A 26,202-nucleotide genomic window follows, 5' to 3' on the forward strand; every position below is an offset into this window, starting at 1 on the left:
TGGTGGTGGTGGCGATCTCTGGATTTTCATCTTTCCCGGCCCGCGCCATCTACGCTTCTAAAGATCCGCCCCCACCAGCGGATACACGGTGTACGGCCCTGACGCCATTGGGGTGGGTCTTTCGGGAGTGTCTTTGCCATGAAGTTGAATATCGCGATATCGGCTGGGCTTGTTTTGCTTCCGCTTTGTGTCTTTGCCGCGCCGCAGACGAGTTCCGGTGAGATCCGGTTCAGCGGGCGGATTGTCGATTCCGGTTGTGAGGTGGGGCGTGTCGGGGCGTTGGGTTCGAAGGCGTCGCGGCAGGTTGAGGTCAAGCCTGGCCTGACGCTTGATGTCGATTCCTATCGCAATGCGTGCAGTCATGAGGCGTTGCCGTTGTCCGTCACGTATGAGGCGCTGAAGACTTCGAGCGACAAGGGCATTGTCACCATCAGTTATCTGTAGGCCGTTCGGCGTGCCGTGTAAATCTTCAGGTGCCGATATTGGGCGCGCGGGTATACTGCGCGCCTTCGCGGCTCACTGTTCGGGCCCGACTTTTTGCTTTGCGGAGCTTTTATGACTTCCCCGACCCAACCGCCAGTTGATGACGCTATCAGCGACGTCACGGCCGAGCATGCTGAAACCAACGAAACCAAAGCCAAGATCCCGGCCTTCAAGTTCCCGTTCAAACCAGGTGACCTTGCGGCTGCCAAAGCGGCCAAGCAGCCGCAGTTCAAGGGCAAGGACGGTGACCGTCATGCCAAGATCCCGGGCGTCGCTCCGTCGGGCACTCGCCGTTCGATGGGCAAGCGCTGATTCACTCCCGCCTCGGCCGTCGCTGTGATTTTCGATCACAGTGATGGCTAAGTGCTCAGTTCCTGAGCCAGATCAACGTTTAACCAGTTAGTGCGCTTAGAGTCAGCAGCCCTGCCGACTCTTTCCAATAAAACGAGCGCGCTTTCCATGAAGATCAATCTCCCGGTGACCGGGCGCAATGTCGATGTTGCGCCGGATGCGAACATTCTCTCGACCACCGATCTGACCAGCGCGATCACCTACGCCAACGACGACTTCATCAAGATCAGCGGTTACAGCCGTGACGAGCTGCTGGGCACGCCGCATAACCTGTTGCGTCATCCGGACATGCCGGCGCAGGCGTTTGCCCATATGTGGCAGACGCTCAAGCGCGGGCGGTCGTGGATGGGGCTGGTGAAGAATCGTTGCAAGAACGGTGATCACTATTGGGTCAGTGCCTATGTCACGCCGGTCACGCAGAACGGTGCGGCGGTGGAGTTTCAGTCGGTGCGTACCCGGCCGGATGCGCGGCAGGTCGCTGCGGCAGAGCGGGCTTACGCGCAGTTGCGCGGGGAGCGGGTGTCGCGTTGGCAGCGGCTGCCGGTGTTGGGGTTGCGGGCGCGGATCATGGCGTTGACCAGTTCGGTGCTGGTGGTGGTACTGGGGATTGAAGCCTGGCTGCGGCCGGAGTCCATGGGCATCGAAGCCGCTGCGTTGGTGGCCGGCAGTGGCGCGTGTGCGCTGGGCGTGGGCTGGTTGCTGCGGCCACTGGAACGTCTGACCGAGCGTGCCCGGCTGATTGCCGACAATCCGTTGAGTCAGGGCATTTATACCGGGCGGCGGGATCAGTTCGGGCAGATCGAGTTCGCCTTGCAGATGCTCGAAGCCCAGGTTGGCGCGGTGGTCGGGCGGATCGGTGATGCGTCGCAACGACTGGCCGGGCATGCCGCGCAACTGGTGGATCATCTGCACAGCAGTCATACCAGTACGCTGGCGCAGCAGGCGGAAACCGATCAGGTGGCGGCGGCGATTCATCAGATGGCGGCGAGTGTTGCCGAGGTGGCCAGCCATGCGCAGCAGGCGTCGGTGGCGGCTGATATGGCGGGGACGGAAACCCGTGAGGGGCATCTGCTGGTCGGCGAGAGTCGTAGCGCCGTGCTGCGGCTGGCGGAGGAGTTGGGGCGGGCCACCGAGGTGATTCATCAACTGGAAGGTCACAGCAGCGAGATTTCCGGGGTGCTGGAGGTGATCCGCAGCATCGCCGAGCAGACCAATCTGCTGGCGCTCAACGCTGCGATCGAAGCGGCGCGGGCCGGGGATGCCGGGCGTGGGTTTGCGGTGGTGGCCGATGAGGTGCGGGGTCTGGCCCAGCGCACTCAGCAGTCGACCAACGAGATTCAGCGGATGATCAGCACCCTGCAAAACGGTGCGCGGGATGCGGTGCTGGTGATGCAGCAGAGCAGCGAGCATGTGGATAACAGTGTTGAACAGGCCCAGCGTGCGGCGCGGGCATTGGATGGCATCAGCGGCCGGGTCGAGCAGATTACCGAGATGAGCCTGCAGATTGCTGCCGCAGTCGAGGAGCAGAGCGCGGTGAGCGAGGACATCAACCGCAACATCGTCAGTATTCGTACCGCGTGTGAATTGACGGTGGATGAAGGGCGCCAGAGCCAGCTCAACTCACAGGACGTGGCGGGGCTGGCGGGGGATTTGCGTTCGCTGGCGCGGGAGTTCTGGGGGCGGCGGCAGGGATCCTAGGCCGCGCGCAGGGAAATGAACGCGTAAGTCTGCGGCGGCTTGGTGACCACGTGTGCACCCGCCGCCAGCACTTGCCCGGCGACATCATCACCGGAGAGGTGAAACAGCCATTCACTGGACACTTCGCTCAATGGCTGCGCGGTGACCTGATCGATGACCGAGGCAAACACGCCCATGTCCGGCAGGTACGCAGTAAACCCGTCGCCCTTGAGTGCCGTGGTGCGGATACCAAGCAACCCGCAAATCGCATCCTTGGTCCGGATGTCATCGCGATCCGCCTGACGGGAGCGCTGGATCAGCGTCACCAGTTCCTGATCCACCAGTTCACCACCGACGATCAGTTCCGGTCCCTGTTCCCACGATTCCGGCGGGCAGTCCTTGGCGGCAGGGTTCAGCGGAATGTGCGGATTGATTTCGGCGGGATAGATGCGACACACCAGCGGCCGGCGCTCGTAGATGCGGCACAGCTTGTCTTCGTCAAGATTCCGGCAGGGCCCGACGTTGTAGGCGGCGAAGGTGATTGCCACATGGGCGTCGGAGTTTCCGCTGCGCACTACCGCCGAACGACGCTGCGCATGCTCACGCTGCTGTTCCGGCAGGCCCAGGCCGTTGGCGAGAAATGCCTCCACCAACACGATCACCTGACCGCCGTCAGCCGCCCACATACGGGCTTCGGCCAGCGTGAGAGGCACGTGGTGATCGGTGCAGCATTTGCCGCAACCTACGCAGGAAAACGTCGTATTCATTGAGCGGGCAATCTTCAATCAGGGTGTGAAACGGCGACGTAAAGCCGCCATGCAGGCCTGGATTGAAGCAAGTTGTGCGCCATTCACTCAGGGCTTGGCGGTCGGGCGGATCGAGTCCCATTCGGTGACGAACGCGGTTTTCGATTTTTTGTTGTACAGGCACAGCTCGGTGCCTTGCTGGCCCTTCATGTGTTTTTGCGGGTACTGGCCTTGCAGCAATAGTGCGGTGTAACCGACGCGGTCATCGAATTGCGCAGCGTTGCCGACCGGTTTGGCGTCTTTCAGGCCGCTGGCCTTGGTGCAGCTGGCGAGTACGGCTTTGTCATGGGCGGCCCAGGCATCGGGGCTGGAAGCGTGGGCAAACGGGGCAATGAGACAAAGCACGGAGAGGGCGAGACGTTTCATGGTTCGGGCATCCTTGGAGGTTTGATCGCCAGGGTTTGAGTATGCCGCAGGATTTTAGTTTGTCAGTCCGGCACCAATTCCCGGCGGACCACATACATTCCGGACGTTTCGTACAAGCTCTGCGCCCGACGGTTGTCTTCCAGCACCTTCAGATCGACAAAGCCTTCGCGCCGATCCTGAAACACCTTGAATGCATGAAGCAGCAGCGCCCGACCCAATCCACGACCCTGAGCGCGGGGATGCACCACCAGATTCTTGATGTAGGAACTGGTCCAGCATTGCGCCACGCCGAGGACGCCGTCTGCATCGCTGGCGATGAAGCACAATGCGGGATCGTATTCCGGATCGTTTTCAAACTGCTGTTGCCAGACATCCAGCGCCGATACCCGGCCGCCACCTTCGCGGTAACCGATTTGCATCAGTTCATGCACGGCGGGCGCCCGTTCGGCGCTATAGGTCGTGAGTTCGATGCCATTCGGCCACTCGATGGCCGGCACGTCCTGGCTCAGGTCGCGCCGCATCAGAAAACAGAACGTTTCGCTCAAGGCTCAGTGTCCGTGGGCGGCGACGTGTTTGGCCGCTTCGATCAGGCAGTGGGTCAGTTCTGGCGAAGAGAACTTGGTCAGCACGCCGTTGGCGCCGGCGAGACGGGCCTTTTCGCTGTTCATCGCGCTGTCCAGCGAGGTGTGCAGCAGCACGTAGAGGTGGGCGAAGTCCGGGGTCTCGCGCAGAGTCCGGGTGAAGGCGTAGCCGTCCATCTCGGACATTTCGATGTCGGAGACGATCAGGTTGATCTGCTGCGCCGTGCCTTGCAGGTCCAGCAGGCAGTCGATGGCTTCCTTGGCGCTGCGGGCGGTGTGGCATTGCAGGCCGAGGTTGCGCAGGGTGTGCACCGATTGCTGGAGCGCCACCTGGCTGTCGTCGACCACCAGAATCCGCGCGTTGCCCAGCACTTCGGCGTCTTCCATGCTCAGGTCGGTCGGGGCCATCTCGATTTGCGCCGGGGCGATACTGTGGATGACCTTTTCGATGTCCAGCACCTGCACCAGAGTGCCGTCGACCGAGGTCACCCCGGTGATGTAGGCGCGGGAACCGCCGGAGCCGAACGGCGGCGGTTTGATGTCGGTGGTCAGGCAATGCACGATCTTGCTCACCGCCTGCACGTGCAGACCCTGTTTCGAACGGCTGACGTCGGTGACGATCAGGCAGCCGCCGTTCGGGTCTTCCAGCGGACGCTCGCCGATGGCACGGCTCAGGTCGATCACCGACAGCGAAGCGCCGCGCAGGGTGGCGATGCCTTTGACGTGCGGGTGCGACTCCGGCAGCTTGGTCAGCGGCGGGCAGGGGATGATTTCACTGACTTTCAGCAGGTTGATCGCCATCAGCTTGCCGCTGCGCAAGGTAAACAGCAGAAGCGAAAGTGAATCTGCGCGGGCTTTGTTGGAAGACATAAAAACCTTCTGTGGAAAAAAGGTGATGGGCGAGGGTGGAAATCGCCGAAAACTATTGATGCCGGGTTATCGACTTGTAACCGGCAGGCTTTAGGGATTCTGGCGCCAATCCGACGGCGGGACTGTCATTTCATCCCCAACCGCTTGGCCATGCGCCCCAGATTCGCCCGGTCCAGCCCCAGTTCACGCGCGGCGCTGGCCCAGTTGTCCCGATGACGCTCAAGTGCTGCGCTGATCAACTGCCGCTGATATTGCTCGGTGGCTGCGCGCAGATCCCCGGAAATCAACGGCATCGCGACGACGGCACTGGCCGGCTCCGGCGAGTTATCCACAACCTCGCGCGGCAGGTCGAGATCCATCGCGCTCAGGCTGAGAATCTTCGGCCGCACCTTGCAGTTGCCCAGCGCTTTCAGCGCGCTGCGGCCGATCAGGTGTTCCAGTTCCCGCACATTGCCCGGCCAAGTGTAGGCAAGCAGCGCTTCTTGCGCGTCGCTGTTCAGGCGCAGGCTGTTGAGGCCCATGCGCGAGCGGTTCTGTTCCAGAAAATAGCCGCTGAGCAGCAGCACATCGCGGCCCCGGTCTCGCAGCGCCGGCACCCGCAACGGGTACACGCTCAGACGATGATAGAAGTCGGCGCGGTAGCGACCGCTGCGCACTTCTTCGGCCAGGTCGCGGTTGGTCGCGGCGATCAGGCGCACATCGACCTGGTGTTCCTTGTCCGAACCCAGACGCTGCAACTGGCCGCTCTGCAAAACCCGCAACAGTTTGGCCTGGACGGTCAGCGACAACTCACCGACTTCATCGAGAAACAGCGTGCCGCCATTGGCCAGTTCGAACTTGCCCCGCCGGTCGCTGGTGGCGCCGGTGAAGGCGCCGCGCACGTGGCCGAACAGTTCGCTTTCCACCAGGGTGTCCGGCAGGGCCGCGCAGTTAAGGCTGATGATCGGCTTGTCGGCACGCTTGGAAGCGGCGTGGATCGCCTGGGCCACCAGCTCCTTGCCGACCCCGGTTTCGCCGGTGATCAGCACGGTCAAGTCGCTGCCGCCGACCAGATTGATCTCTTCCACCAGCCGTTTGTGGGCCTTGCTCTGGCCGATCATTTCGCGATTCTGCTGGCCGCTGGCCTGGCGATACACCTCGGCGCGCTGGTGTTCGTCCTCGGCGCGGATCGCCAGTCGTTCGATGCGCTCAGCGGCGTTCACTGTGGCCGAAGCGAGGCTGGCGAAGGCCTGCAGGGCATCGAGTTCGATCGGTTCGAAGCGCTCCGGATCGAGTGCGTCGAGGGTGATCAGGCCCCAGAGTTTTTCATCGACGAACAACGGACAGCCGAGGCAATCGTGGACTTCGAGGTGATCGTCGAGGCCGTCGACCAGTCCGTCATACGGATCGGGCAGATCGCTGTCGGCTGCGAAACGGGTCGGTCCTTCGCCGGCCAAGAGCACTCCAAAGCGCGGGTGTTCGCTGACCTTGAAGCGGCGGCCGAGGGTGTCGGTGCTCAACCCGTCGACAGCCAGCGGCACCAGCCACTCGCCATCGAGGCGCAGCAGCGCAGCGGCATCGCACGGCAGCAGGGCGCGCATGGCTTCGAGCAGGCGCCGGTAGCGCTCGCCTTCGGGCAGTTCGCGGGACAGGTCGGAAACCAGTGGGAGCAGGGCGGTCAGCAGGGATTTGGCAGACATGATCTTGTAGTCAAAGAGACGCGTTGTAGTCGAAGCGACTATAGAGGTGCTTGTGTCGATCTGACTACATAAATTTCAAGTTATTGATTTATATGGATAATTTAGTTGGCACGATAACTGAAACGGTTAAGGCACTTTTAGAGAAAGCTCAGGAGTCACCCTTATGCTTAGCGTCCAGGATCGTGCCATCGTCAAATCCACTGTGCCTCTGCTGGAAAGCGGCGGTGAAGCGCTGATCACCCATTTCTACCGCATGATGCTCTCCGAGTACCCGGAAGTCCGCCCGTTGTTCAACCAGGCTCACCAGGCCAGCGGTGACCAGCCTCGTGCATTGGCGAACGGCGTGTTGATGTACGCCCGCCATATCGATCAACTCGACCAGTTGGGCGATCTGGTGGCCAAGATCATCAACAAGCACGTGGCGTTGCAGATTCTGCCGGAACACTACCCGATCGTCGGCACCTGCCTGCTGCGCGCCATCTCCGAAGTGCTCGGCGAAGAAATCGCCACGCCGGAAGTGATGAGTGCCTGGGGTGCTGCTTATGGCCAGTTGGCCGACATTCTGATCGGTGCCGAAACCGCCATCTATGACCAGAAAGAACAAGCCGTTGGTGGCTGGCGCGGGGCGCGGGAGTTCATCGTCGCGGCCAAGGTCGAGGAGAGCGCGGAAATCATTTCCTTCTACTTCGAACCAGCGGACAAAGGCCCGATCCTCGCGGCCGAGCCGGGGCAGTACATCGGCATGAAGCTGGTGCTCGACGGCGAAGAAATCCGCCGCAATTACTCGCTGTCCGCCCTGACCAACAAAGGCCAGTACCGCATCAGCGTCAAGCGTGAACCGGGCGGTCGTGCGTCCAATCACCTGCACGATCAACTGCATGTCGGCGCCAGCATCCAGCTGTTCCCGCCATCGGGCGAGTTCACTCTGACAGCCAGCGACAAACCTCTGGTGTTGATCAGCGGCGGCGTCGGTATCACCCCGACGCTGGCCATGCTGGAAGCGGCGCTGGAAACCGAGCGTCCGGTGCATTTCATTCACTGTGCGCGCAACGGCAGCGTGCATGCGTTCCGTGACTGGATCGATGGTCTGGCCGAGCGTCATCCGCAGCTCAAGCGTTTCTATTGCTACGCCGAAGATGACGGCGTGAGCCCGGCGGCGGACAAGGTCGGGTTGCTGAGCCAGGAACAACTGGGTGAGTGGCTGCCGGCGCAGCGTGACGTGGACGCCTATTTCCTTGGGCCGAAAGGCTTCATGGGGGCGATCAAGCGTCACCTGAAGGCGCTGGGTGTGCCGGAGAAACAGAGCCGTTACGAGTTCTTCGGGCCGGCGGCGGCTCTGGAATAAGCCTGATGAGCGACCCGAGATCCTCGGGTCGCTTTTTTTCGAACCGTTCTGATTCTTAAAAAGTGTTTAAAGGTTAATCGTTTCTTAACCGGTTTATCGTTTATTCCCCGATGCTGATGATAGGCGCTCGTTCGTTTACATGATCAGGATCGCCCCCATGTCGCACTTCGCTTCCTCCCGCCGTTTCAGCCTGGCCACTTTGGGCCTGTCGGTTGCCTTGCTGTCCAGTCCGTTTGCCTTTGCCGAATCCGCGTTGATCCAGCCGCAGACCCTGATCGTCGATCAGAGCCTGCCCAAGGCCCAGCGTGATGCAATGGAGCTGGCGGCGCGGCGTTATGGCAGTTTCTGGAACACTGGCGAAGAGGCGTTGGCCACTGCAGCCCTGTCGCCGCAGTTTGTCGACAAGACCCCGCCGGAAGGCCGGGTGCAAGGGCTGACGGGACCGCTGCTGGCGTCGAAGTTCTTTCGCACGGCGGTACCGGACTTGAGCTGCGAGATCGAACAAATGATCGTCGCCGGTGACCGCGTGGTGGTGCATCTGCACTTTCGCGGGCATTTCACCGGTACGTTCAAGGCTCTCAAAGGGCAGGGCCAGCGTGTAGACTTCCGGGCAACCGATATCTATCAGATCGACAACGGTCGCATCGCGGCCAATTGGCATATCGAAGACAACATCAGCCTGATGGCGCAACTGCAAGCGCAGCCGCCGGCCAGCTGAACCATGGACATGAAAGGGAAACGCGATGAGCGAGGAAACGATTCGATTGGGACGTGAGCGGCGCTTTCTGGTGCTGCTGGGCATCATCTGCCTGGCGCTGATCGGCGGCGCGCTGTACATGCAGATCGTGCTGGGCGAGGCGCCATGCCCGCTGTGCATCCTGCAGCGCTATGCCTTGCTGTTGATCGCGCTGTTCGCGTTCATCGGCGCGGCCATGCGCACCCGCCGCAGCATCACCGTGTTCGAAGTGCTGGTGGTGATCTGCGCGATTGCCGGGGCCGGTGTCGCAGGGCATCACGTGTACACCCAGTTCTACCCGGCAGTGAGCTGCGGCATCGATGTACTGCAGCCGATCGTCGATGATTTGCCGCTGGCGAAGATCTTCCCGCTGGGCTTTCAGGTAGACGGTTTCTGCTCGACGCCGTACCCGCCGATCCTCGGTCTGTCGCTGGCGCAATGGGCGCTGGTGGCCTTCGTGCTGGTGGTGATCCTGGTGCCGCTGCTGACTTCGCGTAACCGAAAAGCACTGCGCTGAATCAACTTTTCGGCCCCGGCGCCGATAAAACAAACGCCCCGATTTGCGGTTCTGCAAATCGGGGCGTTTTGCATTTCAGGGTCTTTGTGAAAACACCGTGACGAACGGCAAGGGAGGGTGCGACAGGTGTGCGACATGTTGTCACACGCGCTGTGTCGCAGTGCGTTTCACAGGCACGGATTGGTGCGCTGTTACAAAAAAGGATTGGTCTGTTTCAGCGTTTGTCTGTTTTTGCACGCGTGTGCCGGATCAGGCAGTTTTAACAGACGCTGGCACATGGCCAAAAGCCTTGGGGTATCGGGCTTTGCGCGGATCGCGACGTCAGAAAAAGCTTTCGGAGCTGTCTGAACTGAGGCCGATAGACCTACATTTTTTGGTGTTTTTGTTGAGAATCGATTTCGATAACATGCGGAACTTTTGCAAAAATGGTGATGGATTGTTGCTCGAACGGATAAAAATTATTTCGGGATAAGACATGGTGTATAGGGCGCTACCTATCTACAATCGCCCGCACTGAATTCCCGGCACTGTTCAGCCTTTATAAGGAACTGAGCAGGAAGTCGGGTGTCGAGCGGCCGAAAGGCTTGCGAGACACCCAGGTGTCGGTGCCTTCCAACTTTCCGCACCAAATGGAATTGGTCTGTAACAAGGCCTTTGACCACGAATTCGAATAAGAACTGACCGCTGTCCCAGGATTTGTCGAGCGTCTGACGCGCGACGGGCGGCCCTTATTCAATCCAAAGAAAATGCCAACCCTTGGCAGGGTGAAGTGTTGGCGATCAAAACCCAACTGCATTGCGCAAGCTGCTTTAGAGGTCGTGAGATGAGTAAAAACAGGTACCCCAGATTACTAGGCCTAGTGCCGCTGCTCGGCACGTTGTTGCTGGGAGGCTGCAACATGACCTTGCTCAATCCAACGGGCCAGGTCGGCCTGGAACAGCGCAACCTGATCATCACCGCCACGCTGCTGATGCTGTTGGTCGTTGTGCCGGTCATCATCATGACCTTCCTGTTCGCCTGGAAGTACCGCGCCTCCAACCAGAACGCCGTCTACACCCCGAAATGGTCGCACTCGACCAAGATCGAAGTGGCGGTCTGGACCATTCCGGTCCTGATCATCATCGCTCTGGGTTACATCACCTATAAGTCGACCCACGAGCTGGACCCGTATCGTCCGATCGAATCCGACGTCAAGCCTGTGACCATCGAAGTGGTCGCGCTGGACTGGAAGTGGCTGTTCATCTACCCGGAACAAGGCATCGCCACGGTCAACAAGATCGTGTTCCCGGCGCACACCCCGGTCAACTTCCGGATCACTTCCGACGCCGTGATGAACTCGTTCTTCATCCCGGGCCTGGGCGGCCAGATCTACGCGATGGCGGGCATGACCACCAAGCTGCACCTGATCGCTGACCGCAACGCTGAAATGGACGGTATCTCCGCCAACTACAGCGGCGCTGGTTTCACCGGTATGAAATTCAAAGCGATCGCAACTTCTCAGGAAGATTTCGACGCCTGGGTAAGTGAAGTCAAAAAGGCACCTAAACAGCTTGAACCAGCTGAATACGCAGCCCTTGCCAAGCCAAGCCAGAACAATCCAGTCGAGCTCTACTCCTCGGTCACGCCGAACCTGTTCCAGACCATCGTCGACAAGTACGAAGGCATGAAACCGGGCAAGCCGCTGAAGCACGAGAAGAAAGAGAAAGAAGTGGCGGCAACGGATATGGACTCGAATTCGCATTCAGCTGCCGGGGCAGAGGAGTAAACGATGTTTGGTAAATTAAGTTGGGAAGCGATCCCTTTCCACGAGCCGATCGTGATGGTCACCATCTCGATGATCGCGCTCGGTGGTCTGGCGTTGTTCGCTGCAATCACCTACTTCAAGAAGTGGACTTACCTGTGGACCGAGTGGCTGACGTCGGTCGACCACAAGAAAATCGGTGTGATGTACATCATCGTTGCCATGGTCATGCTGCTGCGTGGCTTTGCCGACGCCATCATGATGCGTACCCAGCTGGCCATGGCCACCGAGGGTTCGCCTGGCTACCTGCCACCTGAACACTATGACCAGATCTTCACCGCTCACGGTGTGATCATGATCATCTTCATGGCGATGCCATTCTTCACCGGCCTGATGAACCTTGCAGTGCCGCTGCAGATCGGCGCGCGTGACGTTGCCTTCCCGTTCCTGAACTCCCTGAGCTTCTGGCTGCTGGTGTCCGGCGTTGTGCTGATCAACCTGTCCCTGGGCGTCGGCGAATTCGCCAAGACCGGCTGGGTTGCCTATCCACCGCTGTCGGGTCTGCAATACAGCCCTGGCGTGGGCATGGACTACTACATCTGGGCGCTACAGCTATCCGGTCTGGGTACAACGCTAACGGGGGTTAACTTCCTCGCGACCGTGCTGAAAATGCGTACCCCTGGCATGAAACTGATGGACATGCCGATCTTCACCTGGACCTGCACCTGGGCCAACGTTCTGATCGTGGCTTCGTTCCCGATCCTGACCGCTACCCTGGCACTGCTGACCCTTGACCGTTACATGGATTTCCACATTTTCACCAATGAACTTGGTGGCAATCCAATGATGTACGTCAACCTGTTCTGGGCATGGGGCCACCCTGAGGTTTACATCCTGATCCTGCCGGCCTTCGGCATTTTCTCGGAAGTCATCTCGGCCTTCACCGGCAAGAAACTGTTCGGCCACCACTCGATGATCTACGCTTCGGGCGCGATCTCGGTACTGGGCTTCATGGTTTGGCTGCACCACTTCTTCACCATGGGTTCGGGTGCCAGCGTCAACGCCTTCTTCGGTCTGGCAACGATGCTGATTTCCATCCCGACGGGTGTGAAACTGTTCAACTGGCTGTTCACCATCTACCAGGGCCGTCTGCGCTTCACCAGCCAGGTTCTGTGGACTCTGGGCTTCATGGTGACCTTCGCCATCGGCGGCATGACCGGCGTACTGCTGGCCATCCCGGGTGCTGACTTCGTTCTGCACAACAGCCTGTTCGTGATCGCTCACTTCCACAACGTGATCATCGGCGGCGCGGTATTCGGCTACATCGCAGGCTTCGGCTTCTACTTCCCGAAAGCGTTCGGCTTCAAGCTGCACGAAGGCTGGGGTAAAGCAGCGTTCTGGTTCTGGATCTCGGGCTTCTTCGTCGCGTTCATGCCGCTCTACGCTCTGGGCTTCATGGGCATGACCCGTCGTCTGAACGCCACCACCAACCCTGAGTGGGTACCGTACCTGTACGTTGCCATGTTCGGTGCGGTGATGATCGCTGTCGGTATCGCCTGCCAGCTGATCCAGCTGTACGTATCGGTGCGTGACCGCAACAAGCCAGAAAACATGTGCGAACACGGTGACCCGTGGAATGCCCATACCCTGGAATGGTCGACCTCGTCGCCACCTCCGTTCTACAACTTCGCTGTACTGCCAAAAGCAGACTGCATCGATCCGTTCACCGAGGCCAAGGAAAACGGTACCGCGTACCAGGCTCCAGCCAAGTACGAACCGATCCACATGCCGAACAACACCGCCACTGGCGTGGTGATGGGCGCACTGCTGACCGTGTTCGGTTTCGCGATGATCTGGCACATCTGGTGGTTGGCGATCGCCAGCCTGGCCGGCACTGTCATCTACTTCGTGATCCACGCTGCACGTGACGACCAGGGCTACATGGTTCCGGTTGAAACGATCGAGCGCATCGAAGCCGAGCAGCACAAGCGTCTGGTAGCGGCCGGGAAGATCCCTGCTTCCGCAACCCGTGTTGAAACCAAGTTGGAACAGGCTTAAACAATGTCGAACTTAGTGACCAATGCTGGACACGCTCATGGTCATGACCATGGGCACGATGACCATCACCACGACTCGGGCGAGATGACCGTATACGGTTTCTGGCTCTACCTGATGACCGACTGCATTCTGTTTGCGTCGATCTTCGCGGTGTACGCGGTACTGGTAAACAACGTCGCCGGTGGCCCGTCGGGCCACGACATCTTCGAACTGCCATACGTGCTGGGCGAAACCGCTCTGCTGTTGTTCAGTTCGATCACCTACGGCTTCGCCATGCTGGCGTTGTACAAGGGTAAAAAGCAGCAGGTTCTGGGTTGGTTGTTCATGACCTTCCTGCTCGGCGCAGGCTTCATCGCCATGGAGATCAACGAGTTCCACCTGCTGATCTCCGAGGGCTTCGGTCCTAGCCGTTCGGGCTTCCTGTCGGCGTTCTTCACCTTGGTCGGTACCCACGGTCTGCACGTATCCGCAGGTCTGATCTGGATGGGCATCATGATGTACCAGGTCAACAAGCACGGCCTGACGGCGACCAACAAGACCCGTCTGAGCTGCCTGAGCCTGTTCTGGCACTTCCTGGACGTGGTGTGGATCTGCGTATTCACCGTTGTTTACCTGATGGGGACCCTGTAATGGCTAATGCACACTCCCATGACAGCCATGATGCTGGCCACGGCAGCGTAAAGTCGTACGCCATCGGCTTCATCCTGTCGGTGATCCTGACCGTCATCCCGTTCGGCCTGGTGATGTTCCCGACCTTGCCGAAGTCCACCACGCTGGCAATCGTCCTGCTGTTCGCAGTGATCCAGGTGATCGTTCACCTGTATTACTTCCTGCACCTGGACCGCTCCGTGGCTCAGCGTAACAACGTGATCGCGTTCGTCTTTACGGCCATCGTGATCCTGCTGCTGGTCGGCCTGTCGCTGTGGATCATGTTCAGCATCCACACGTTCATGATGGCGAAGTGAGGTAGACCCGATGTCGCTCAAGCACTTTATCCAAATCACCAAACCGGGGATCATTTTCGGTAACGTGCTTTCTGTGGCAGGCGGGTTCTTCCTGGCCTCGAAAGGGCATGTAGATCTGGCGGTGTTCCTGGCCGCCATGATCGGCACTTCCCTGGTCGTGGCCTCCGGTTGCGTGTTCAACAACTGCATCGACCGTGACATCGACCTGAAGATGGAACGCACCAAGAACCGGGTGCTGGTCCAGGGCTTGATCTCCCTGAAACTGGCCCTGGTCTATGCGACCGTCCTGGGTGTCGCCGGCGTTGCGTTGCTGTACAAGGTGGCCAACCCGTTGGCTGCATTGTTCGCCGTGATCGGCTTCATCATCTACGTCGGCTTCTACAGCCTGTACCTCAAGCGCAAGTCGGTTCACGGCACGCTGGTGGGCAGTCTGTCGGGCGCCATGCCGCCGGTGATCGGTTACGTGGCCGTGACCAACAGCTTCGACATGGCCGCGCTGACCCTGCTGGTGATGTTCAGCCTGTGGCAGATGCCGCATTCCTATGCCATCGCGATCTTCCGCTTCAACGATTACCTGGCCGCATCGATTCCGGTGCTGCCAGTGAAGCGCGGAATCCAGGTGGCCAAGAAGCACATCCTGCTCTACATCCTGGCCTTCCTCGTGGCGACCTTGATGCTGACCTTCAGCGGCTACGCCGGCATGAGCTACCTCGCCGTCGCCGCGGCCATGGGCATGTACTGGTTGTACATGGCCTGGACCGGCTACAAGGCGGTGGATGACACGGTCTGGGCACGCAAGCTGTTTGTGTTCTCGATCTTCACCATCACCGCGTTGAGCGTCATGATGTCCCTGGACTTCAAGGTGCCGACCGAGCTGTTGCTGACGTACGCGCCGTAAGGTTCGAACGCTGTACGAGAAACCCCGTTCATCGAGAGATGAGCGGGGTTTTTTGTTGAGGATTGTTTATCCGCAACGAAAGGTGTTTATTGTCCAGCTATAAGCAATTTGCTTATAGTTTTTGAATGAGAACAATATTCTTTGAAACCACACTGTTCACCGCAAACCTGGGTCATTACCTCACGGACGACGAATATCGTGAGCTACAGACCTACATGCAGAGCAATCCGCATGCAGGCGATGTCATGCCACGAACCGGTGGCTTCCGAAAACTGCGTTGGGCGGATGCTCGTCGTGGTAAAGGCAGGCGAGGCGGCTTGCGAGTTATCTATTATTGGCTTATGAATGATGGCCAGTTTTGGATGTTTGCGATTTATGACAAAGATGAGCTTGAGAATTTGACCGCCGATCAAGAGAGGGCGCTCAAAGGAGCCATAGAGAAAGAGTTGAAAACACGAGGTACCCCATGAAAAAACGCGACCTGTTTGCAGAATTGATGCAGGGCGTTGATGAGATGGCGGCTCAACGCGAAGGAAAAATCACGCTACGTAATACGACACTTGAGGACAAACCAGCCCCCGAAGTCGCTGCTCAGGAAATCGTAGCGTTACGGGAAAAACTGCACATGTCACAGGCAGTTTTTGCCAGGCGAATCAGGACAAGTCCAAGCACCCTCAGAAACTGGGAGCAGGAGAAATCAAAGCCCAACGCTCAGGCTGCCTTGCTGATCCGTTTGGTGGAAAAATTCCCTGACATGGTCGAGCGATTGAGCGCTGTTTAAAGTCGTTTCCAAGTCTAAATAGAGCCCCGCACGTTCAATGTCGTGCGGGGCTTTTTCGTACAAGCAACCATAGGTTGCGGTGTGTCGGTAAAAGCCCTAGATTTGGATCCAACCCTGTCAGTTATGGCGCCATGCACTGTTCGGCGTTCAACTGTCGTAATCTGCAATTCTTCATGCATCGATCAAGAGGCTGGGCGAAATGACTGAGAGGATGACCTGCGACGAGCGCTTCATTGCCCTGGCAAAAGAGCTGAATTACGACATCAATGGCGAGAACACGGTGGGTGGCAATTACGCGCCGCTGGTCCGTCATCACGATGAGCTGTACATCAGTGGCATGGTGCCGCGCACCGAGGGCAAGATTCAGTATCCGGGGCGGGTCGGGCTGGAGCTGACGCTCAAGGATGCGCAGGCCGCAGCGAGCATCAGTGCCATGCGTTGCCTGGCGTTCATCGTCGATGCAGTCGGTTCGCTGGACAAGGTCAGGGCATTATTGCGGGTCACGGTCTATGTGAAGTCGACCCCGGACTTCGTCGACTTGAGCGAAGTGGCCAACGGTGCATCCGACGTTTTCAGTTATGTGTTGGGTGATGCTGGCCGCCATACGCGTACAACTGTCGGCGTCTATCAGTTGCCGAAAAACGCCGCCATCGAAGTCGACATGATCGCAGCGGTGCATCCTTCGGCGTAATCGCTGAAAGCCGCACAACAAAAAGCCCCGCCTGAAATTCAGAGCGGGGCTTTTTTCGTCAGCGCTGCGCTTATTGGGCGGCGATGCTGTAACCGTCGAACGCGGTCTGCTGTTGCAGCGCGGTGATGATGTTCTTGCGGTTGATCGCGTGCTCGGTGCCGGCGTTGTCGACGAAGGTCTCGCCTTCGAGCTCGGCTTCTTCGCCTTCACCGACGAAGGTGAAACCGAGGAATTCCAGTGCTTCACGATCCACGCTCAGGCGCGAACGCGGCGTGCGCATTGGCAGGGTCACGCTGATGCCGTCCTTGCTGATGCTGAACACTTCGACGTCTTTCTTGGCGCGCGCGGCTTTGCTCTTGCCGCCGCTCGGATTGCTGATCGCCTGATGCGTCTGGTTCAGTACCTTCAGGGCCAGGCCGTAGACGATTTCCTGGAACGCCGGGTCGTCCTTGAAGCTGGACAGGATGCGGCTGATCGGGAATTTGCTGCTCAGGTCTTCAAGCGCTGTAATGTCGGCGGCTTCGGCATCTTTCAGACGCTTGAGTTCACCCATCAGCTCGTAGGCCTGGTCGTCATCGAAGCGGTCGTGGGCCTGGCGGATCGCAGCGCGCAGCTCGCGGATCTGGTCGCTTTCGCGGCTCGACTGGAACGCGTCCAGCACCATCTCGCTGATGATCTTCGCCTGTGGGATGTGTTGTGAAAGATTGATGGAGTTTTCGTATTCCGCTTTGGACGACAGGGTGACTACGGATTCAGCGGTGTTGAAATCGGACATTGAAATTTCACTACTTTTTTAACTTGAGATGAGACGAGAAAGCTCGGGGGGCTTTTTCAGGCCGACTAATTTAGGGGAGCGGGACGTTGTTGTCACGGAGCAACGGCCCGGTGGAGTTGATTATTTGCCCGGCGTATTCAGGTTCATCGAACGTACGATCCACTGTTCGGCGTTCTGTTGATCCACCGGCAGCGAAAAGCGAAAGGTCGCGCCCCGTCCTGCGATATCGAGCAACTGGATTTCGCGCCCGTGCAGTTGCAGGATCCGGTGCACGATTCGCAAGCCCAGGCCGCCATCGCGTCGCGCACCACCGATATTGAACGGTCGCAGGAACAAACCCTCGCGCAACTCGGCGGCGATGCCGGGGCCGGTGTCGCTGACGGTGATTTCAACCAGGGCCCCCTGGGGTTTCAGACCGAGTTCGATTTCGCCACCCGACGGCGTATGGCGCAAGGCGTTATCGAACAGGTTGGTCAGCACCCGCTCGATCAGCCCGAGGTCCGCGCAGACGGTCGGCAGGTTGGTGTTGAAGCTGGCCTTGAGTGCAACATTTCGGGCTTCGGCGCCCAGTTCGAATTTCTGGAAGATGTCCTGTACCAGATCGGTCAGGGAAAACTTCTCCAGCACAGGCTGCACGAATCCATGTTCCAGGCGCACCAGCTCCAGCAACGATTGCGCGAGTCCGCCAACCTTGCGGCTCTGATCCAGGGCAATGCCCAGATAGCGACGGCGCTCTTCCGGGGACAGGGTGGCGTCCTTGAGTGACAGTGTTTCAAGGTAACCATGCAGCGAGGCCAACGGTGTGCGCAGGTCATGGGAAATGTTCGCCACCAGTTCCCGGCGCTCCTGATCCTGACGGGTCAGTGAACGCCACTGTTCACCGAGGCGGTTTTGCATTTGCCGGAACGCCGCGTCGAGCACGGCGATTTCATCCGGGTCCGCGGACTTGTCCACAGGTGTCGGCGCGACGGGCAGTGATTGCGGTGCGCCGTCGATGTCGAATTGGCCCACTGTTTCGGTCAGTCGTCGCAGTGGCCGGGTGATCAGATTGAATGCAGTCAGGCCGGCAATCAGGCACAGGAATGCAACCAATCCGATGGACAGCAGCGCGGTGTTGAGCGCCGCGCTGGTGGCGCCGCGCTCGGCGAATCGGTCGTGCGCTTCGCTGAGCAGGACCACGTAAAGGTAACCGGCCGCTTTGCCGTTGACCTGCAATGGCGCCGCGCTGAAGACCTTGCGACCATCGACGCTGCGCGGGTCGTCGCCGAGGATCGGCAACGGTTGATCATTGAGCAATCGTCGAATCGGCGCGAGATCGACGGTCTGCCGACGCAGGCGTCCTTCCGGTGCCGCGTTGCCGACGATCCGGCCTTCGGTGTCGAGCAGGTACACCTCGACACTCGGGTTGACCAGCATCAACTGGCTGAACAATTCGCGCACCGCACCGGGCATCAGTCCGTTGCTGTCCATCAGCACCGTGTCGTGGGCGATGTGTTGCGCCAGATCCCGGGACAGCCCCTGCACCACCTCCAGCTCATGCATCTGACTGGAGCGCACCTGCAACCACGCCGACGTGCCACAGCACGCCAGCAGCAGTACGGCAAATACCAGAGACAGGCGCTGCGTCAGGGTCAGTTTCATGGTTGCTCTGCGCTCGTGCCGAATTTATAGCCGCGGCCCCACACCGTGAGGATGCGCACCGGTTGCGCAGGATCGGCCTCGATTTTCGCCCGCAGGCGATTGATGTGGGTGTTGACCGTGTGTTCGTAGCCTTCGTGGCTGTAGCCCCACACCGCGTTGAGCAGATCCATGCGCGAGAACACCTTGCCCGGCTGACGTGCGAAGAAATACAGCAGGTCGAATTCCCGGGGAGTGAGGTCCAGACGCTGGCCGTTGAGGGCCACGTCACGGGTGATCGGGTCGATGGTCAAGCCATTGAGGCTCAGGCTGCCGGCGTCCATCTTCAGATTGCGGGCCATGGCGTCCACGCGACGCAGCAGCGCTTTGACCCGAGCCACCAGTTCAAGCATCGAAAACGGTTTGGCGAGGTAATCATCGGCGCCCAGTTCAAGGCCGAGAATGCGGTGCAATTCGCTGGAGCGGGCGCTGGTGATGATGATCGGCGTGTAGCGGGCCATGGCCCGGGCGCGACGGCAAATCTCCAAACCATCTACCCCCGGCAGCATAAGGTCGAGGATCAGCGCATCCCAGTGACCTTGTTGCAGCAGGCGCATGCCTTCGTCGCCGTCGGCGCTGTGTACCACCTCGAATTGCTCGTCCCGCAGGTGCAGGCAGATGAGGTCGGCAATGTGCAGGTCGTCCTCGACCACCAGGACGCGTTTGGTCTGTTCCATGAAGCTCAATCCTTCGGCGCGATGAACGCATTGTGCGGGTTTTCCTCCGGGCGAGTTATCACGAATTGTTTAACTTCCCGTGAGGATTTGGCGATCAACCCAAGCCTAGGCTGTGTTCCACGACAGGCATCTGGAATTTTGGGAGACGGCCATGTTTTCACGGCGACAGATTCTGGCAACCGGCGGCGGGCTGGGGCTTACAGCCTTTCTGGCCGGTGTATTGCCAAAGTTATCCACCGGCTCTGCGTTGGTCGGCGAGGCGTTGGCCGACGAAGCGTTTGAAGTGACACACAGCGACAGTGAATGGCATGGGTTGCTCACTGATGAGCAATTCGACGTGCTGCGCAAAGAGGGCACGGAGCGCGCTTACAGCAGCCCGCTGAACAACGAACACCGGACCGGCACGTTTGCCTGTCTCGGGTGCGATCTGGCGCTGTTCTCGTCCGAGACCAAATTCGACAGCCGCACTGGTTGGCCGAGTTTCTGGGCGCCTCTGGAACACGCCGTGGCCATACGTCAGGACCGTTCTTTCGGCATGACGCGGGAGGAAGTCCACTGCCGGCGTTGCGGTGGTCACCTCGGTCATGTGTTCGACGACGGGCCCAAACCCACCGGTCTGCGTTACTGCATGAACGGTCTGGCCATGACCTTCAAACCCGTGGCGGCCTGAGTCGTGGCTCGCCGGCGATCTTCACTTACAACAGGACGACACTATGTGGCTCTTGGTTCTCGCTTATCTCGGTGGTGTGCTGACGATCGTCAGTCCGTGCATCCTGCCGGTTCTGCCTTTTGTCTTCGCTCGCACCGGGCAGCCGTTTATCAAAAGTGGCTTGCCGCTGTTGGCGGGGATGGCGCTGACCTTCGCGCTCGTCGCCTCGTTGGCGGCGGTGGGCGGCGGTTGGGTGGTGCAAGTCAATCAGTACGGTCGCTGGCTCGCGTTGCTGTTCGTTGCACTGTTCGGGCTGACGCTGCTGCTGCCGCGTCTGGCCGAGCGTCTGACCCGGCCGCTGGTGTCCGCCGGCAGTCGCTTGTCGCAGGCCGCCGGCCAGGACAATCGTCCGCGTCCCGGCGCTTCGTTTCTGATCGGCGTCGCCACGGGGCTGCTGTGGGCGCCTTGCGCCGGGCCAATCCTCGGGCTGATTCTGACCGGCGCCGCACTGCAAGGTGCAAGCATCGCCACCACGTTGTTGCTGCTGGCCTACGCCGCCGGTGCCGCGACCTCGCTCGCTGCGGCGTTGCTGCTGGGCGGTAAGGTCTTCGCGGTGATGAAACGTTCGATCGGGACTGGCGAGTGGATCCGGCGCGGACTTGGAGCCGCGATGCTGGCCGGTGTGGCCGCCATCGCACTGGGTCTTGATACCGGGATTCTGGCGCGGTTCTCGACCGCCTCCACCGGTGGGCTGGAGCAGGCATTGGTCGGCAAACTCTCGGGCAGATCCCCTCAGGGCAACGGCACGATGATGGCGCAGATTCCCGCAGCGGATGACGCGGCGAACGGCAGCATGATGGCAGCCGGCGGCGCGATGAAAATGGCCGCCAAGGCACCAGGCTCGCTGCCGGTCGAAGGTCAGTTGCCGGCGCTTGATGGCGCAGTGCAGTGGCTCAACTCCGCGCCGCTGGATGCCCAGGCACTCAAGGGCAAAGTGGTGCTGGTGGATTTCTGGACTTACTCCTGCATCAACTGCCTGCGCACGCTGCCTTATGTCAAAGCCTGGGCCGAGAAGTATCGCGATCAGGGGCTGGTGGTGATTGGTGTCCACGCGCCGGAATTCGCCTTTGAGCGTGATGTAGGCAACGTCACCAAAGCCATGAAGGAACTGGGCATCAACTACCCGGTAGCCATCGATAACGACTACAAGATCTGGCGCGCTTTCAACAATGAATACTGGCCGGCGCATTACTTTGCCGACGCTCAGGGGCGCATTCGTTACCACCATTTTGGCGAAGGGGACTACGCCGAGTCGGAACGAGTCATCCAGCAACTGTTGCGTGAGGCCGGTGCAAAAACCGTGGCTGATGGCCTGATCAACGCAGACGCTCAAGGCGTGCAGCTTGCACCGGACATGAATCAGGTGCTGTCACCGGAAACCTACGTCGGCTACCAGCGCGCAGAACATTTCGTACCGGAAACCAGCCTGGTGCCTGACAAGGTCGCGGCCTACAAGACACCTGCAAATCTTGCCCTGAACAACTGGAGCCTCGGCGGCCAATGGGCGGTCGGTGCTGAGCGTGCCACCGCCAGTGCGCCGGCCAGTCGTATCGTTTATCGCTTCCATGCCCGCGACCTGCACCTAGTGCTGGGCCCTGGGGCGGACGGTAAACCGGTGCGCTTCAAAGTGATGATCGATGGTCAGGCGCCGGGCGATTCCCACGGTGTCGACGTGGCGCCTGACGGCAGCGGTCGCGTGACCGAACAACGCTTGTATCAATTGGTACGGCAAACCGCTGACGTGAAGGACCGCACCTTCAGCATCGAGTTTCTCGATCCGGGCGTGTCGGCCTACGCCTTTACCTTCGGCTGATCAGGAGTACAGAACATGAAAGCTCAAACTATCTGGCGTCGTCTGCTGCTGGGCGTCGCGACGGCCGGGGTTGTCGCGCAGTGCTCGGCGTTTTCCTTCGGGGCCGAGGAGGGCGTGGTCATTCCGCCGCCGGCACTCGACGAAAACACCCAGGCACACAGTGAAACCGCTGTGTTCGCCGGTGGCTGCTTCTGGGGCGTACAGGGTGTTTTCCAGCACGTCAAAGGTGTGCAGAAAGCCGTTTCCGGTTACGCCGGCGGCGCGGCGAATACGGCGGAGTACGAACGAGTCAGCGAAGGGGATACCGGCCATGCCGAGTCGGTGCAAGTCACCTTCGACCCCACTCAGGTCAGCTACGGCAGCCTGTTGCAGATCTACTTCTCGGTGGCCCACAACCCCACCGAGCTCAACCGCCAGGGGCCGGACAGCGGTACTCAATATCGCTCGGCGCTGTTCCCGGTCAATGCCAATCAGCAAAGCGTTGCACAGGCCTATATCGCCCAGCTTGATGCGGCGCATGCCTACAGCAAACCCATCGTGACCAAACTGGAAACCTACAACGGCTTCTACCCGGCAGAGGACTATCACCAGGACTTCCTCACCGAACACCCGAGCTATCCGTACATCGTGATCAATGACATGCCGAAAGTGGCGCAGTTGAAGCAGTTGTTTGCCCAGCGTTATCAGGAGAAACCGGTGCTGGTGAAAAGCGGATCGTGATCACCGGTTATCCAATGGTTAATGTGCGGTGACGGGCGACTGTCGGGCAACAAGGGCTCGCAGTGCCCAGTAGAGCTTCAGCGAGCGGGTACTGATCAGGCCGCACATGAAACCCGACACCGTGGACTTGAGCAGCAGCATGTCGGGGGACGCGGCAAGCTCCGGATTTACGGCATCCTGATACCCGAAGTAATAGTTTGCGAAAAAAAACATCAGGAACATGATCAGGATTTTCACGGTGCCCGGCATGATCAGCCCCGTCGCGGAGTCGTCGAGTACCACGCCCCTGCGGGAAAAAACCAGCCAGGCCGAGAGGCCGCCCAGCAACAGCGCGCCGAACCAACTGCTAAAAAACAGGACCGGGTCGATCGTCAAGTTCAGGGAGTACAACGACCACGCCAAAAATGCGGGTGGTGTTATGAGCATCGAGAGACGGCTTTCACGGCGGGGAGAAAACGCCTTGATCCCGAAATAAACCACAATCAGTAAAAACACGTAGGCCCGTATCGGGGTGTTTTGCAGAATCGTGAGCATCGTGCAGCATCCATGCTGAAAAAGAAGAAGGTGGATAATAGCCGAGGTCGCATTCAGTACCCGTTATTTCAATCGCGGGCGTTCCATCGCAATCGCTGAGGTTTCAAACCCCAGGCTGGCAAAAAATGCTTCGGCTCCCTCGCGCCCCGCACGCAGTACCCAGGTGATGTCGGGGTTGTCGCCCATCACGTGTTCGACCAATGCCCGGCCCACGCCTTTGCGTTGGTGCTGCACATCAACGACCACCATCGACAGGTAGCCATTGGACAAACCGTCGGTGATGCCGCGGGCAAAGCCAATAATCTGTTCGCCCGATAGCGCGACGGCCGTCCGCTGCGAGTTTTGAATCAACTGCGCAAAATGCTCCGCGGATCCGACTCGATGCGCCCAGCCGTGCTGCCCGAGAAACAACCGCACCGATTCCGTTTCGGCGGGTAGTAGATCGCGTACCGTCAGATCGTTTTTCATTGGGTGATCGTGTCCTTGATGACCAAGTGATTGTTATTGAACCGATGCCAAGCGTAGTCAGCTTTTCCCCCACGTCTGCATCGCAAACTCAACGAAGCGCCGAAGCTTTGGCAGTCGATAGCGATCCTGAGCATAAAGCAGGTGCAATGGGCGGCTCGGCGGTTGGTAGTCGGGAATCACCGTGACCAGTTTGCCGTCGCGCAGATCCTGTTCCACCAGTGCATCCGGCAGCATCACGATGCCCATGCCGGTGCGGGCCGCCTGATGCAAACCGGCGGACGTGTTCATCAGCATCGGCCCACTGACGTCGATCATGATTTCGCCTTCCGGGCCGCTCAGTCGCCAGCGTTTTTCCACCGATTGCCAGTCATCGCCGGCGGGGTAGGCGAATGACAGGCAATCGTGCTGTTGCAGGTCTTCGGGCGTCAGTGGCATGCCGCGCCGGGCTACGTATTCCGGAGAGGCGCAGACGGTCAGCGTGTAGTCGATCAATGGCCGGGCGATCAGATTCGACTGCTCGAAATGCCCCAGCCGGAACGCAACATCAAGACCACTCTCCATCAAGTCAGGGCGGCGGTTGGTCAGGACCACATCCATTTTTACCTGCGGGTATTGCAGGGAAAATTCGCTTAGCGCGGGAGCCAGTCGTTCGACGCCAAAAGTCAGCGGTGCGGTGATGCGCAGGAGGCCGCGCGGCTCATCCATGGTTTGTTCGGCGAGACGTTCGGAGTCTGTCACGAGCCCCAATACTTCCAGGCAACGCTGGTAGTAGACCGTGCCGAATTCGGTCAGCCGCTGACGCCGGGTGGTGCGTTGCAACAGTTGCACACCGAGTCGCTGTTCCAGTGCGCGAAGGTGATTGCCGACCATGGTCGTGGACATTTCGCACTGCAGGGCGGCCTTGGTCATGCTGCCGGCTTCCACGACTTTGACGTAGACGCTCATCGACTGGAACAGATCCATTATCAAGTCCTGCTTCTAAATGATTGAAGTTTTCCCGAGTTTATCCAGCTCTGGTGGCTAACCATACTGCAAACACACCGACCTTCACTGGAGTTTGAAGTCATGACCGCCGCCCTGATGAACACGTACCAACCGCTGGCCCTGAGTTTCACCAAAGGTCTGGGCACCCGTCTGTGGGATCAGGCCGGTCGCGAGTACCTCGATGCCGTCGCGGGAGTGGCGGTGACCAATGTCGGCCATTCGCACCCGCGGATCGTTTCGGCGATCAGCGAACAGGCTGGATTACTGCTGCACACATCCAACCTCTACAGCATCGACTGGCAGCAGCAGTTGGCGCTGAAATTGACGCAGCTGTCGGGAATGGAGCGGGCGTTCTTCAACAACTCTGGCGCCGAGGCCAATGAAACCGCGCTGAAACTGGCGCGTCTGCACGGCTGGCGCAAGGGGATCGAGCAGCCGCTGGTGGTGGTCATGGCCAATGCGTTTCATGGTCGTACTCTTGGCACTTTGTCAGCCAGCGATGGCCCGGCGGTACGTCTGGGTTTCAACGATCTACCAGGTGATTTCGTCAAAGTGCCGTTTGGTGATCTTGAAGCACTGGAGCAGGTGCAGCAGCAACATGGCGAGCGGATCGTGGCGATTCTGGTCGAGCCGATCCAGGGCGAAAGCGGCGTGCAAATGGCACCACCGGGTTACCTGAAAGCCCTGCGCGAACTCTGCAACCGCCACGCCTGGCTGCTGATGCTCGACGAAATCCAGACCGGCATAGGCCGGACCGGGCGCTGGTTTGCGTTCCAGCATGAGGGTATCGTTCCCGACGTCATGACCCTCGCCAAGGGCTTGGGTAACGGTGTGCCGATTGGTGCTTGCCTGGCCCGGGGCAGGGCAGCGGAGCTGTTTACCCCTGGCAGCCACGGCAGCACGTTTGGCGGAAATCCGCTGGCCTGCCGGGTCGGCTGCACCGTGCTCGAGATCATCGAGGAACAAGGCCTGCTGGAAAATGCGCGGATTCAAGGTGAGCGCCTGCTCAGTCGCTTGCACGCGGAACTGGTGGGCAATCCGAATGTGCTGGCAATTCGTGGGCAAGGGTTGATGGTCGGCATCGAACTGAAACAGCCGATTCGCGACCTGACACTGATTGCTGCGCGGGATCATGGACTGCTGATCAACATCACCCGGGGCAAAACCATACGGTTGCTGCCACCGTTGACGATTGATGAGCGGGAGGTGGGGATGATTGTCAGGGGGATGGGACGGATACTTGAGGCAAAGTGACCCTCTTGATTGCGTCTGAAGTGGCTGCCGATCATTTTAGGCAGCC

At 59.6% G+C, this 26,202-nt stretch carries 29 protein-coding genes and 1 pseudogene; 19 read left to right on the plus strand and 11 right to left on the minus strand.

From position 1 onward, the window contains the following. Positions 1–138: 138 nt before the first annotated feature. From AC3WRD_RS29015 to AC3WRD_RS29030, 4 genes and pseudogenes are all read left to right on the plus strand, one after another. Positions 139–444, plus strand: coding sequence for a fimbrial protein (locus AC3WRD_RS29015; RefSeq protein ID WP_096822820.1), 306 nt, complete (start codon positions 139–141; stop codon positions 442–444). 111 nt (positions 445–555) lie between these two features. Beyond that, a complete protein-coding gene (locus AC3WRD_RS29020) occupies positions 556–795 on the plus strand; it encodes a hypothetical protein (RefSeq protein WP_096822819.1) in 240 nt (79 codons plus the stop codon). A 147-nt stretch (positions 796–942) separates the two neighbouring features. Then, positions 943–1,224 (plus strand): annotated as a pseudogene (locus AC3WRD_RS29025) (PAS domain-containing protein); the annotation flags it as partial. A gap of 243 nt (positions 1,225–1,467) precedes the next feature. Beyond that, entirely contained in the window at positions 1,468–2,532 is a 1,065-nt protein-coding gene (locus AC3WRD_RS29030) for a methyl-accepting chemotaxis protein (RefSeq protein ID WP_404943113.1), read from the plus strand. Here the strand turns inward: AC3WRD_RS29030 and AC3WRD_RS29035 are convergent. The 5 genes from AC3WRD_RS29035 to norR all read right to left on the minus strand — a co-directional run bounded on the left by AC3WRD_RS29035 (position 2,529) and on the right by norR (position 6,813). Next, positions 2,529–3,278: a YkgJ family cysteine cluster protein gene (locus AC3WRD_RS29035; RefSeq protein ID WP_102622675.1), complete on the minus strand. Its 750-nt coding sequence runs from the start codon at positions 3,276–3,278 to the stop codon at positions 2,529–2,531. The genes AC3WRD_RS29030 and AC3WRD_RS29035 overlap by 4 nt on opposite strands. 87 nt (positions 3,279–3,365) lie before the next feature. Next, positions 3,366–3,683 carry a hypothetical protein gene (locus tag AC3WRD_RS29040; RefSeq protein ID WP_102622676.1) on the minus strand — a complete coding sequence of 106 codons (318 nt, stop codon included), beginning with the start codon at positions 3,681–3,683 and terminating at the stop codon, positions 3,366–3,368. Between the two features lie 62 nt (positions 3,684–3,745). Continuing rightward, positions 3,746–4,204, minus strand: coding sequence for a GNAT family N-acetyltransferase (locus AC3WRD_RS29045; protein ID WP_102622694.1), 459 nt, complete (start codon positions 4,202–4,204; stop codon positions 3,746–3,748). Positions 4,205–4,231: 27 nt separating this feature from the next. Beyond that, entirely contained in the window at positions 4,232–5,134 is a 903-nt protein-coding gene (locus AC3WRD_RS29050; RefSeq protein WP_096822815.1) for a chemotaxis protein CheV, read from the minus strand. Between the two features lie 125 nt (positions 5,135–5,259). Continuing rightward, complete coding sequence (gene norR / locus AC3WRD_RS29055; RefSeq protein WP_102622677.1) at positions 5,260–6,813, minus strand: nitric oxide reductase transcriptional regulator NorR; 1,554 nt, start codon at positions 6,811–6,813, stop codon at positions 5,260–5,262. A gap of 163 nt (positions 6,814–6,976) precedes the next feature. Here norR and hmpA point away from each other — a divergent pair, with 163 nt between their 5' ends. The 11 genes from hmpA to AC3WRD_RS29110 all read left to right on the plus strand — a co-directional run bounded on the left by hmpA (position 6,977) and on the right by AC3WRD_RS29110 (position 16,545). Continuing rightward, on the plus strand, positions 6,977–8,158 hold the full coding sequence (hmpA, locus tag AC3WRD_RS29060) for an NO-inducible flavohemoprotein (protein ID WP_102622678.1): 1,182 nt from the start codon (positions 6,977–6,979) through the stop codon (positions 8,156–8,158). A gap of 157 nt (positions 8,159–8,315) precedes the next feature. Next, a complete protein-coding gene (locus tag AC3WRD_RS29065) occupies positions 8,316–8,876 on the plus strand; it encodes an ester cyclase (protein ID WP_102622679.1) in 561 nt (186 codons plus the stop codon). Positions 8,877–8,901: 25 nt separating this feature from the next. After that, complete coding sequence (locus AC3WRD_RS29070; protein WP_025109264.1) at positions 8,902–9,411, plus strand: disulfide bond formation protein B; 510 nt, start codon at positions 8,902–8,904, stop codon at positions 9,409–9,411. 823 nt (positions 9,412–10,234) lie between these two features. Continuing rightward, complete coding sequence (gene cyoA, locus AC3WRD_RS29075; protein WP_096822811.1) at positions 10,235–11,176, plus strand: ubiquinol oxidase subunit II; 942 nt, start codon at positions 10,235–10,237, stop codon at positions 11,174–11,176. Between the two features lie 3 nt (positions 11,177–11,179). Beyond that, the gene (cyoB, locus tag AC3WRD_RS29080) at positions 11,180–13,210 is read left to right on the plus strand and encodes a cytochrome o ubiquinol oxidase subunit I (RefSeq protein WP_096822810.1); all 2,031 of its coding nucleotides are present in this window, start codon (positions 11,180–11,182) and stop codon (positions 13,208–13,210) included. Positions 13,211–13,213: 3 nt separating this feature from the next. Beyond that, entirely contained in the window at positions 13,214–13,840 is a 627-nt protein-coding gene (locus AC3WRD_RS29085; RefSeq protein WP_007956720.1) for a cytochrome o ubiquinol oxidase subunit III, read from the plus strand. After that, positions 13,840–14,175 (plus strand): cytochrome o ubiquinol oxidase subunit IV, encoded by a 336-nt coding sequence (gene cyoD, locus AC3WRD_RS29090; protein ID WP_065261339.1) that lies wholly within the window; start codon positions 13,840–13,842, stop codon positions 14,173–14,175. Before AC3WRD_RS29085 ends, cyoD begins: the two co-directional genes overlap by 1 nt. A gap of 10 nt (positions 14,176–14,185) precedes the next feature. Next, a complete protein-coding gene (gene cyoE / locus AC3WRD_RS29095) occupies positions 14,186–15,073 on the plus strand; it encodes a heme o synthase (protein WP_085668163.1) in 888 nt (295 codons plus the stop codon). 125 nt (positions 15,074–15,198) lie between these two features. Continuing rightward, positions 15,199–15,543: a toxin gene (locus AC3WRD_RS29100; RefSeq protein ID WP_096822808.1), complete on the plus strand. Its 345-nt coding sequence runs from the start codon at positions 15,199–15,201 to the stop codon at positions 15,541–15,543. After that, positions 15,540–15,854, plus strand: coding sequence for a helix-turn-helix domain-containing protein (locus AC3WRD_RS29105; protein ID WP_096822807.1), 315 nt, complete (start codon positions 15,540–15,542; stop codon positions 15,852–15,854). The genes AC3WRD_RS29100 and AC3WRD_RS29105 overlap by 4 nt, the downstream gene beginning before the upstream one ends. A 199-nt stretch (positions 15,855–16,053) precedes the next feature. Continuing rightward, positions 16,054–16,545: a RidA family protein gene (locus tag AC3WRD_RS29110; protein ID WP_085709372.1), complete on the plus strand. Its 492-nt coding sequence runs from the start codon at positions 16,054–16,056 to the stop codon at positions 16,543–16,545. Between the two features lie 70 nt (positions 16,546–16,615). On the opposite strand, the gene AC3WRD_RS29115 is transcribed toward AC3WRD_RS29110, so the two are convergent. The 3 genes from AC3WRD_RS29115 to AC3WRD_RS29125 form a co-directional block, all read right to left on the minus strand. Then, the gene (locus tag AC3WRD_RS29115; protein ID WP_102622680.1) at positions 16,616–17,320 is read right to left on the minus strand and encodes a hypothetical protein; all 705 of its coding nucleotides are present in this window, start codon (positions 17,318–17,320) and stop codon (positions 16,616–16,618) included. A 120-nt stretch (positions 17,321–17,440) separates the two neighbouring features. Next, entirely contained in the window at positions 17,441–18,961 is a 1,521-nt protein-coding gene (locus AC3WRD_RS29120; RefSeq protein WP_102622681.1) for a sensor histidine kinase, read from the minus strand. Next, a complete protein-coding gene (locus tag AC3WRD_RS29125; RefSeq protein ID WP_102622682.1) occupies positions 18,958–19,674 on the minus strand; it encodes a response regulator transcription factor in 717 nt (238 codons plus the stop codon). Before AC3WRD_RS29125 ends, AC3WRD_RS29120 begins: the two co-directional genes overlap by 4 nt. A 151-nt stretch (positions 19,675–19,825) precedes the next feature. On the opposite strand from AC3WRD_RS29125, the gene msrB reads away from it, so the two are divergent. The 3 genes from msrB to msrA are packed head-to-tail and all read left to right on the plus strand — an operon-like array spanning position 19,826 to position 22,916. After that, positions 19,826–20,344, plus strand: a complete 519-nt coding sequence (msrB, locus tag AC3WRD_RS29130) for a peptide-methionine (R)-S-oxide reductase MsrB (protein WP_102622683.1) — start codon at positions 19,826–19,828, stop codon at positions 20,342–20,344. Positions 20,345–20,387: 43 nt separating this feature from the next. Further along, positions 20,388–22,196, plus strand: coding sequence for a cytochrome c biogenesis protein DipZ (locus AC3WRD_RS29135; RefSeq protein ID WP_102622684.1), 1,809 nt, complete (start codon positions 20,388–20,390; stop codon positions 22,194–22,196). Positions 22,197–22,211: 15 nt separating this feature from the next. Beyond that, entirely contained in the window at positions 22,212–22,916 is a 705-nt protein-coding gene (gene msrA, locus AC3WRD_RS29140) for a peptide-methionine (S)-S-oxide reductase MsrA (RefSeq protein WP_102622685.1), read from the plus strand. Positions 22,917–22,934: 18 nt separating this feature from the next. On the opposite strand, the gene AC3WRD_RS29145 is transcribed toward msrA, so the two are convergent. The 3 genes from AC3WRD_RS29145 to AC3WRD_RS29155 all read right to left on the minus strand — a co-directional run bounded on the left by AC3WRD_RS29145 (position 22,935) and on the right by AC3WRD_RS29155 (position 24,881). Continuing rightward, on the minus strand, positions 22,935–23,450 hold the full coding sequence (locus AC3WRD_RS29145; RefSeq protein WP_102622686.1) for a DUF6622 family protein: 516 nt from the start codon (positions 23,448–23,450) through the stop codon (positions 22,935–22,937). Between the two features lie 63 nt (positions 23,451–23,513). After that, complete coding sequence (locus AC3WRD_RS29150) at positions 23,514–23,918, minus strand: GNAT family N-acetyltransferase (RefSeq protein WP_102622687.1); 405 nt, start codon at positions 23,916–23,918, stop codon at positions 23,514–23,516. Between the two features lie 57 nt (positions 23,919–23,975). After that, on the minus strand, positions 23,976–24,881 hold the full coding sequence (locus AC3WRD_RS29155; protein ID WP_102622688.1) for a LysR family transcriptional regulator: 906 nt from the start codon (positions 24,879–24,881) through the stop codon (positions 23,976–23,978). Between the two features lie 102 nt (positions 24,882–24,983). On the opposite strand from AC3WRD_RS29155, the gene AC3WRD_RS29160 reads away from it, so the two are divergent. Continuing rightward, entirely contained in the window at positions 24,984–26,156 is a 1,173-nt protein-coding gene (locus AC3WRD_RS29160) for an aspartate aminotransferase family protein (protein ID WP_102622689.1), read from the plus strand. Positions 26,157–26,202: the final 46 nt, after the last annotated feature.

Source organism: Pseudomonas sp. FW215-R2 (genome assembly GCF_058789255.1).

Coding starts and splice junctions, on each gene's coding strand:
- msrA (WP_102622685.1), top strand. CDS start 22,212: ATGAAAGCTCAAACTATCTGGCGTCGTCTGCTGCTGGGCGTCGCGACG.
- AC3WRD_RS29120 (WP_102622681.1), bottom strand. CDS start 18,961: ATGAAACTGACCCTGACGCAGCGCCTGTCTCTGGTATTTGCCGTACTG.
- AC3WRD_RS29070 (WP_025109264.1), top strand. CDS start 8,902: ATGAGCGAGGAAACGATTCGATTGGGACGTGAGCGGCGCTTTCTGGTG.
- AC3WRD_RS29115 (WP_102622680.1), bottom strand. CDS start 17,320: ATGTCCGATTTCAACACCGCTGAATCCGTAGTCACCCTGTCGTCCAAA.
- cyoB (WP_096822810.1), top strand. CDS start 11,180: ATGTTTGGTAAATTAAGTTGGGAAGCGATCCCTTTCCACGAGCCGATC.
- AC3WRD_RS29015 (WP_096822820.1), top strand. CDS start 139: ATGAAGTTGAATATCGCGATATCGGCTGGGCTTGTTTTGCTTCCGCTT.
- AC3WRD_RS29110 (WP_085709372.1), top strand. CDS start 16,054: ATGACTGAGAGGATGACCTGCGACGAGCGCTTCATTGCCCTGGCAAAA.
- AC3WRD_RS29160 (WP_102622689.1), top strand. CDS start 24,984: ATGACCGCCGCCCTGATGAACACGTACCAACCGCTGGCCCTGAGTTTC.
- cyoD (WP_065261339.1), top strand. CDS start 13,840: ATGGCTAATGCACACTCCCATGACAGCCATGATGCTGGCCACGGCAGC.
- cyoE (WP_085668163.1), top strand. CDS start 14,186: ATGTCGCTCAAGCACTTTATCCAAATCACCAAACCGGGGATCATTTTC.
- AC3WRD_RS29050 (WP_096822815.1), bottom strand. CDS start 5,134: ATGTCTTCCAACAAAGCCCGCGCAGATTCACTTTCGCTTCTGCTGTTT.
- AC3WRD_RS29035 (WP_102622675.1), bottom strand. CDS start 3,278: ATGAATACGACGTTTTCCTGCGTAGGTTGCGGCAAATGCTGCACCGAT.
- AC3WRD_RS29145 (WP_102622686.1), bottom strand. CDS start 23,450: ATGCTCACGATTCTGCAAAACACCCCGATACGGGCCTACGTGTTTTTA.
- AC3WRD_RS29150 (WP_102622687.1), bottom strand. CDS start 23,918: ATGAAAAACGATCTGACGGTACGCGATCTACTACCCGCCGAAACGGAA.
- msrB (WP_102622683.1), top strand. CDS start 19,826: ATGTTTTCACGGCGACAGATTCTGGCAACCGGCGGCGGGCTGGGGCTT.
- AC3WRD_RS29085 (WP_007956720.1), top strand. CDS start 13,214: ATGTCGAACTTAGTGACCAATGCTGGACACGCTCATGGTCATGACCAT.
- cyoA (WP_096822811.1), top strand. CDS start 10,235: ATGAGTAAAAACAGGTACCCCAGATTACTAGGCCTAGTGCCGCTGCTC.
- AC3WRD_RS29045 (WP_102622694.1), bottom strand. CDS start 4,204: ATGCGGCGCGACCTGAGCCAGGACGTGCCGGCCATCGAGTGGCCGAAT.
- AC3WRD_RS29125 (WP_102622682.1), bottom strand. CDS start 19,674: ATGGAACAGACCAAACGCGTCCTGGTGGTCGAGGACGACCTGCACATT.
- norR (WP_102622677.1), bottom strand. CDS start 6,813: ATGTCTGCCAAATCCCTGCTGACCGCCCTGCTCCCACTGGTTTCCGAC.
- AC3WRD_RS29020 (WP_096822819.1), top strand. CDS start 556: ATGACTTCCCCGACCCAACCGCCAGTTGATGACGCTATCAGCGACGTC.
- AC3WRD_RS29135 (WP_102622684.1), top strand. CDS start 20,388: ATGTGGCTCTTGGTTCTCGCTTATCTCGGTGGTGTGCTGACGATCGTC.
- AC3WRD_RS29040 (WP_102622676.1), bottom strand. CDS start 3,683: ATGAAACGTCTCGCCCTCTCCGTGCTTTGTCTCATTGCCCCGTTTGCC.
- hmpA (WP_102622678.1), top strand. CDS start 6,977: ATGCTTAGCGTCCAGGATCGTGCCATCGTCAAATCCACTGTGCCTCTG.
- AC3WRD_RS29100 (WP_096822808.1), top strand. CDS start 15,199: ATGAGAACAATATTCTTTGAAACCACACTGTTCACCGCAAACCTGGGT.
- AC3WRD_RS29105 (WP_096822807.1), top strand. CDS start 15,540: ATGAAAAAACGCGACCTGTTTGCAGAATTGATGCAGGGCGTTGATGAG.
- AC3WRD_RS29030 (WP_404943113.1), top strand. CDS start 1,468: ATGGGCATCGAAGCCGCTGCGTTGGTGGCCGGCAGTGGCGCGTGTGCG.
- AC3WRD_RS29065 (WP_102622679.1), top strand. CDS start 8,316: ATGTCGCACTTCGCTTCCTCCCGCCGTTTCAGCCTGGCCACTTTGGGC.
- AC3WRD_RS29155 (WP_102622688.1), bottom strand. CDS start 24,881: ATGGATCTGTTCCAGTCGATGAGCGTCTACGTCAAAGTCGTGGAAGCC.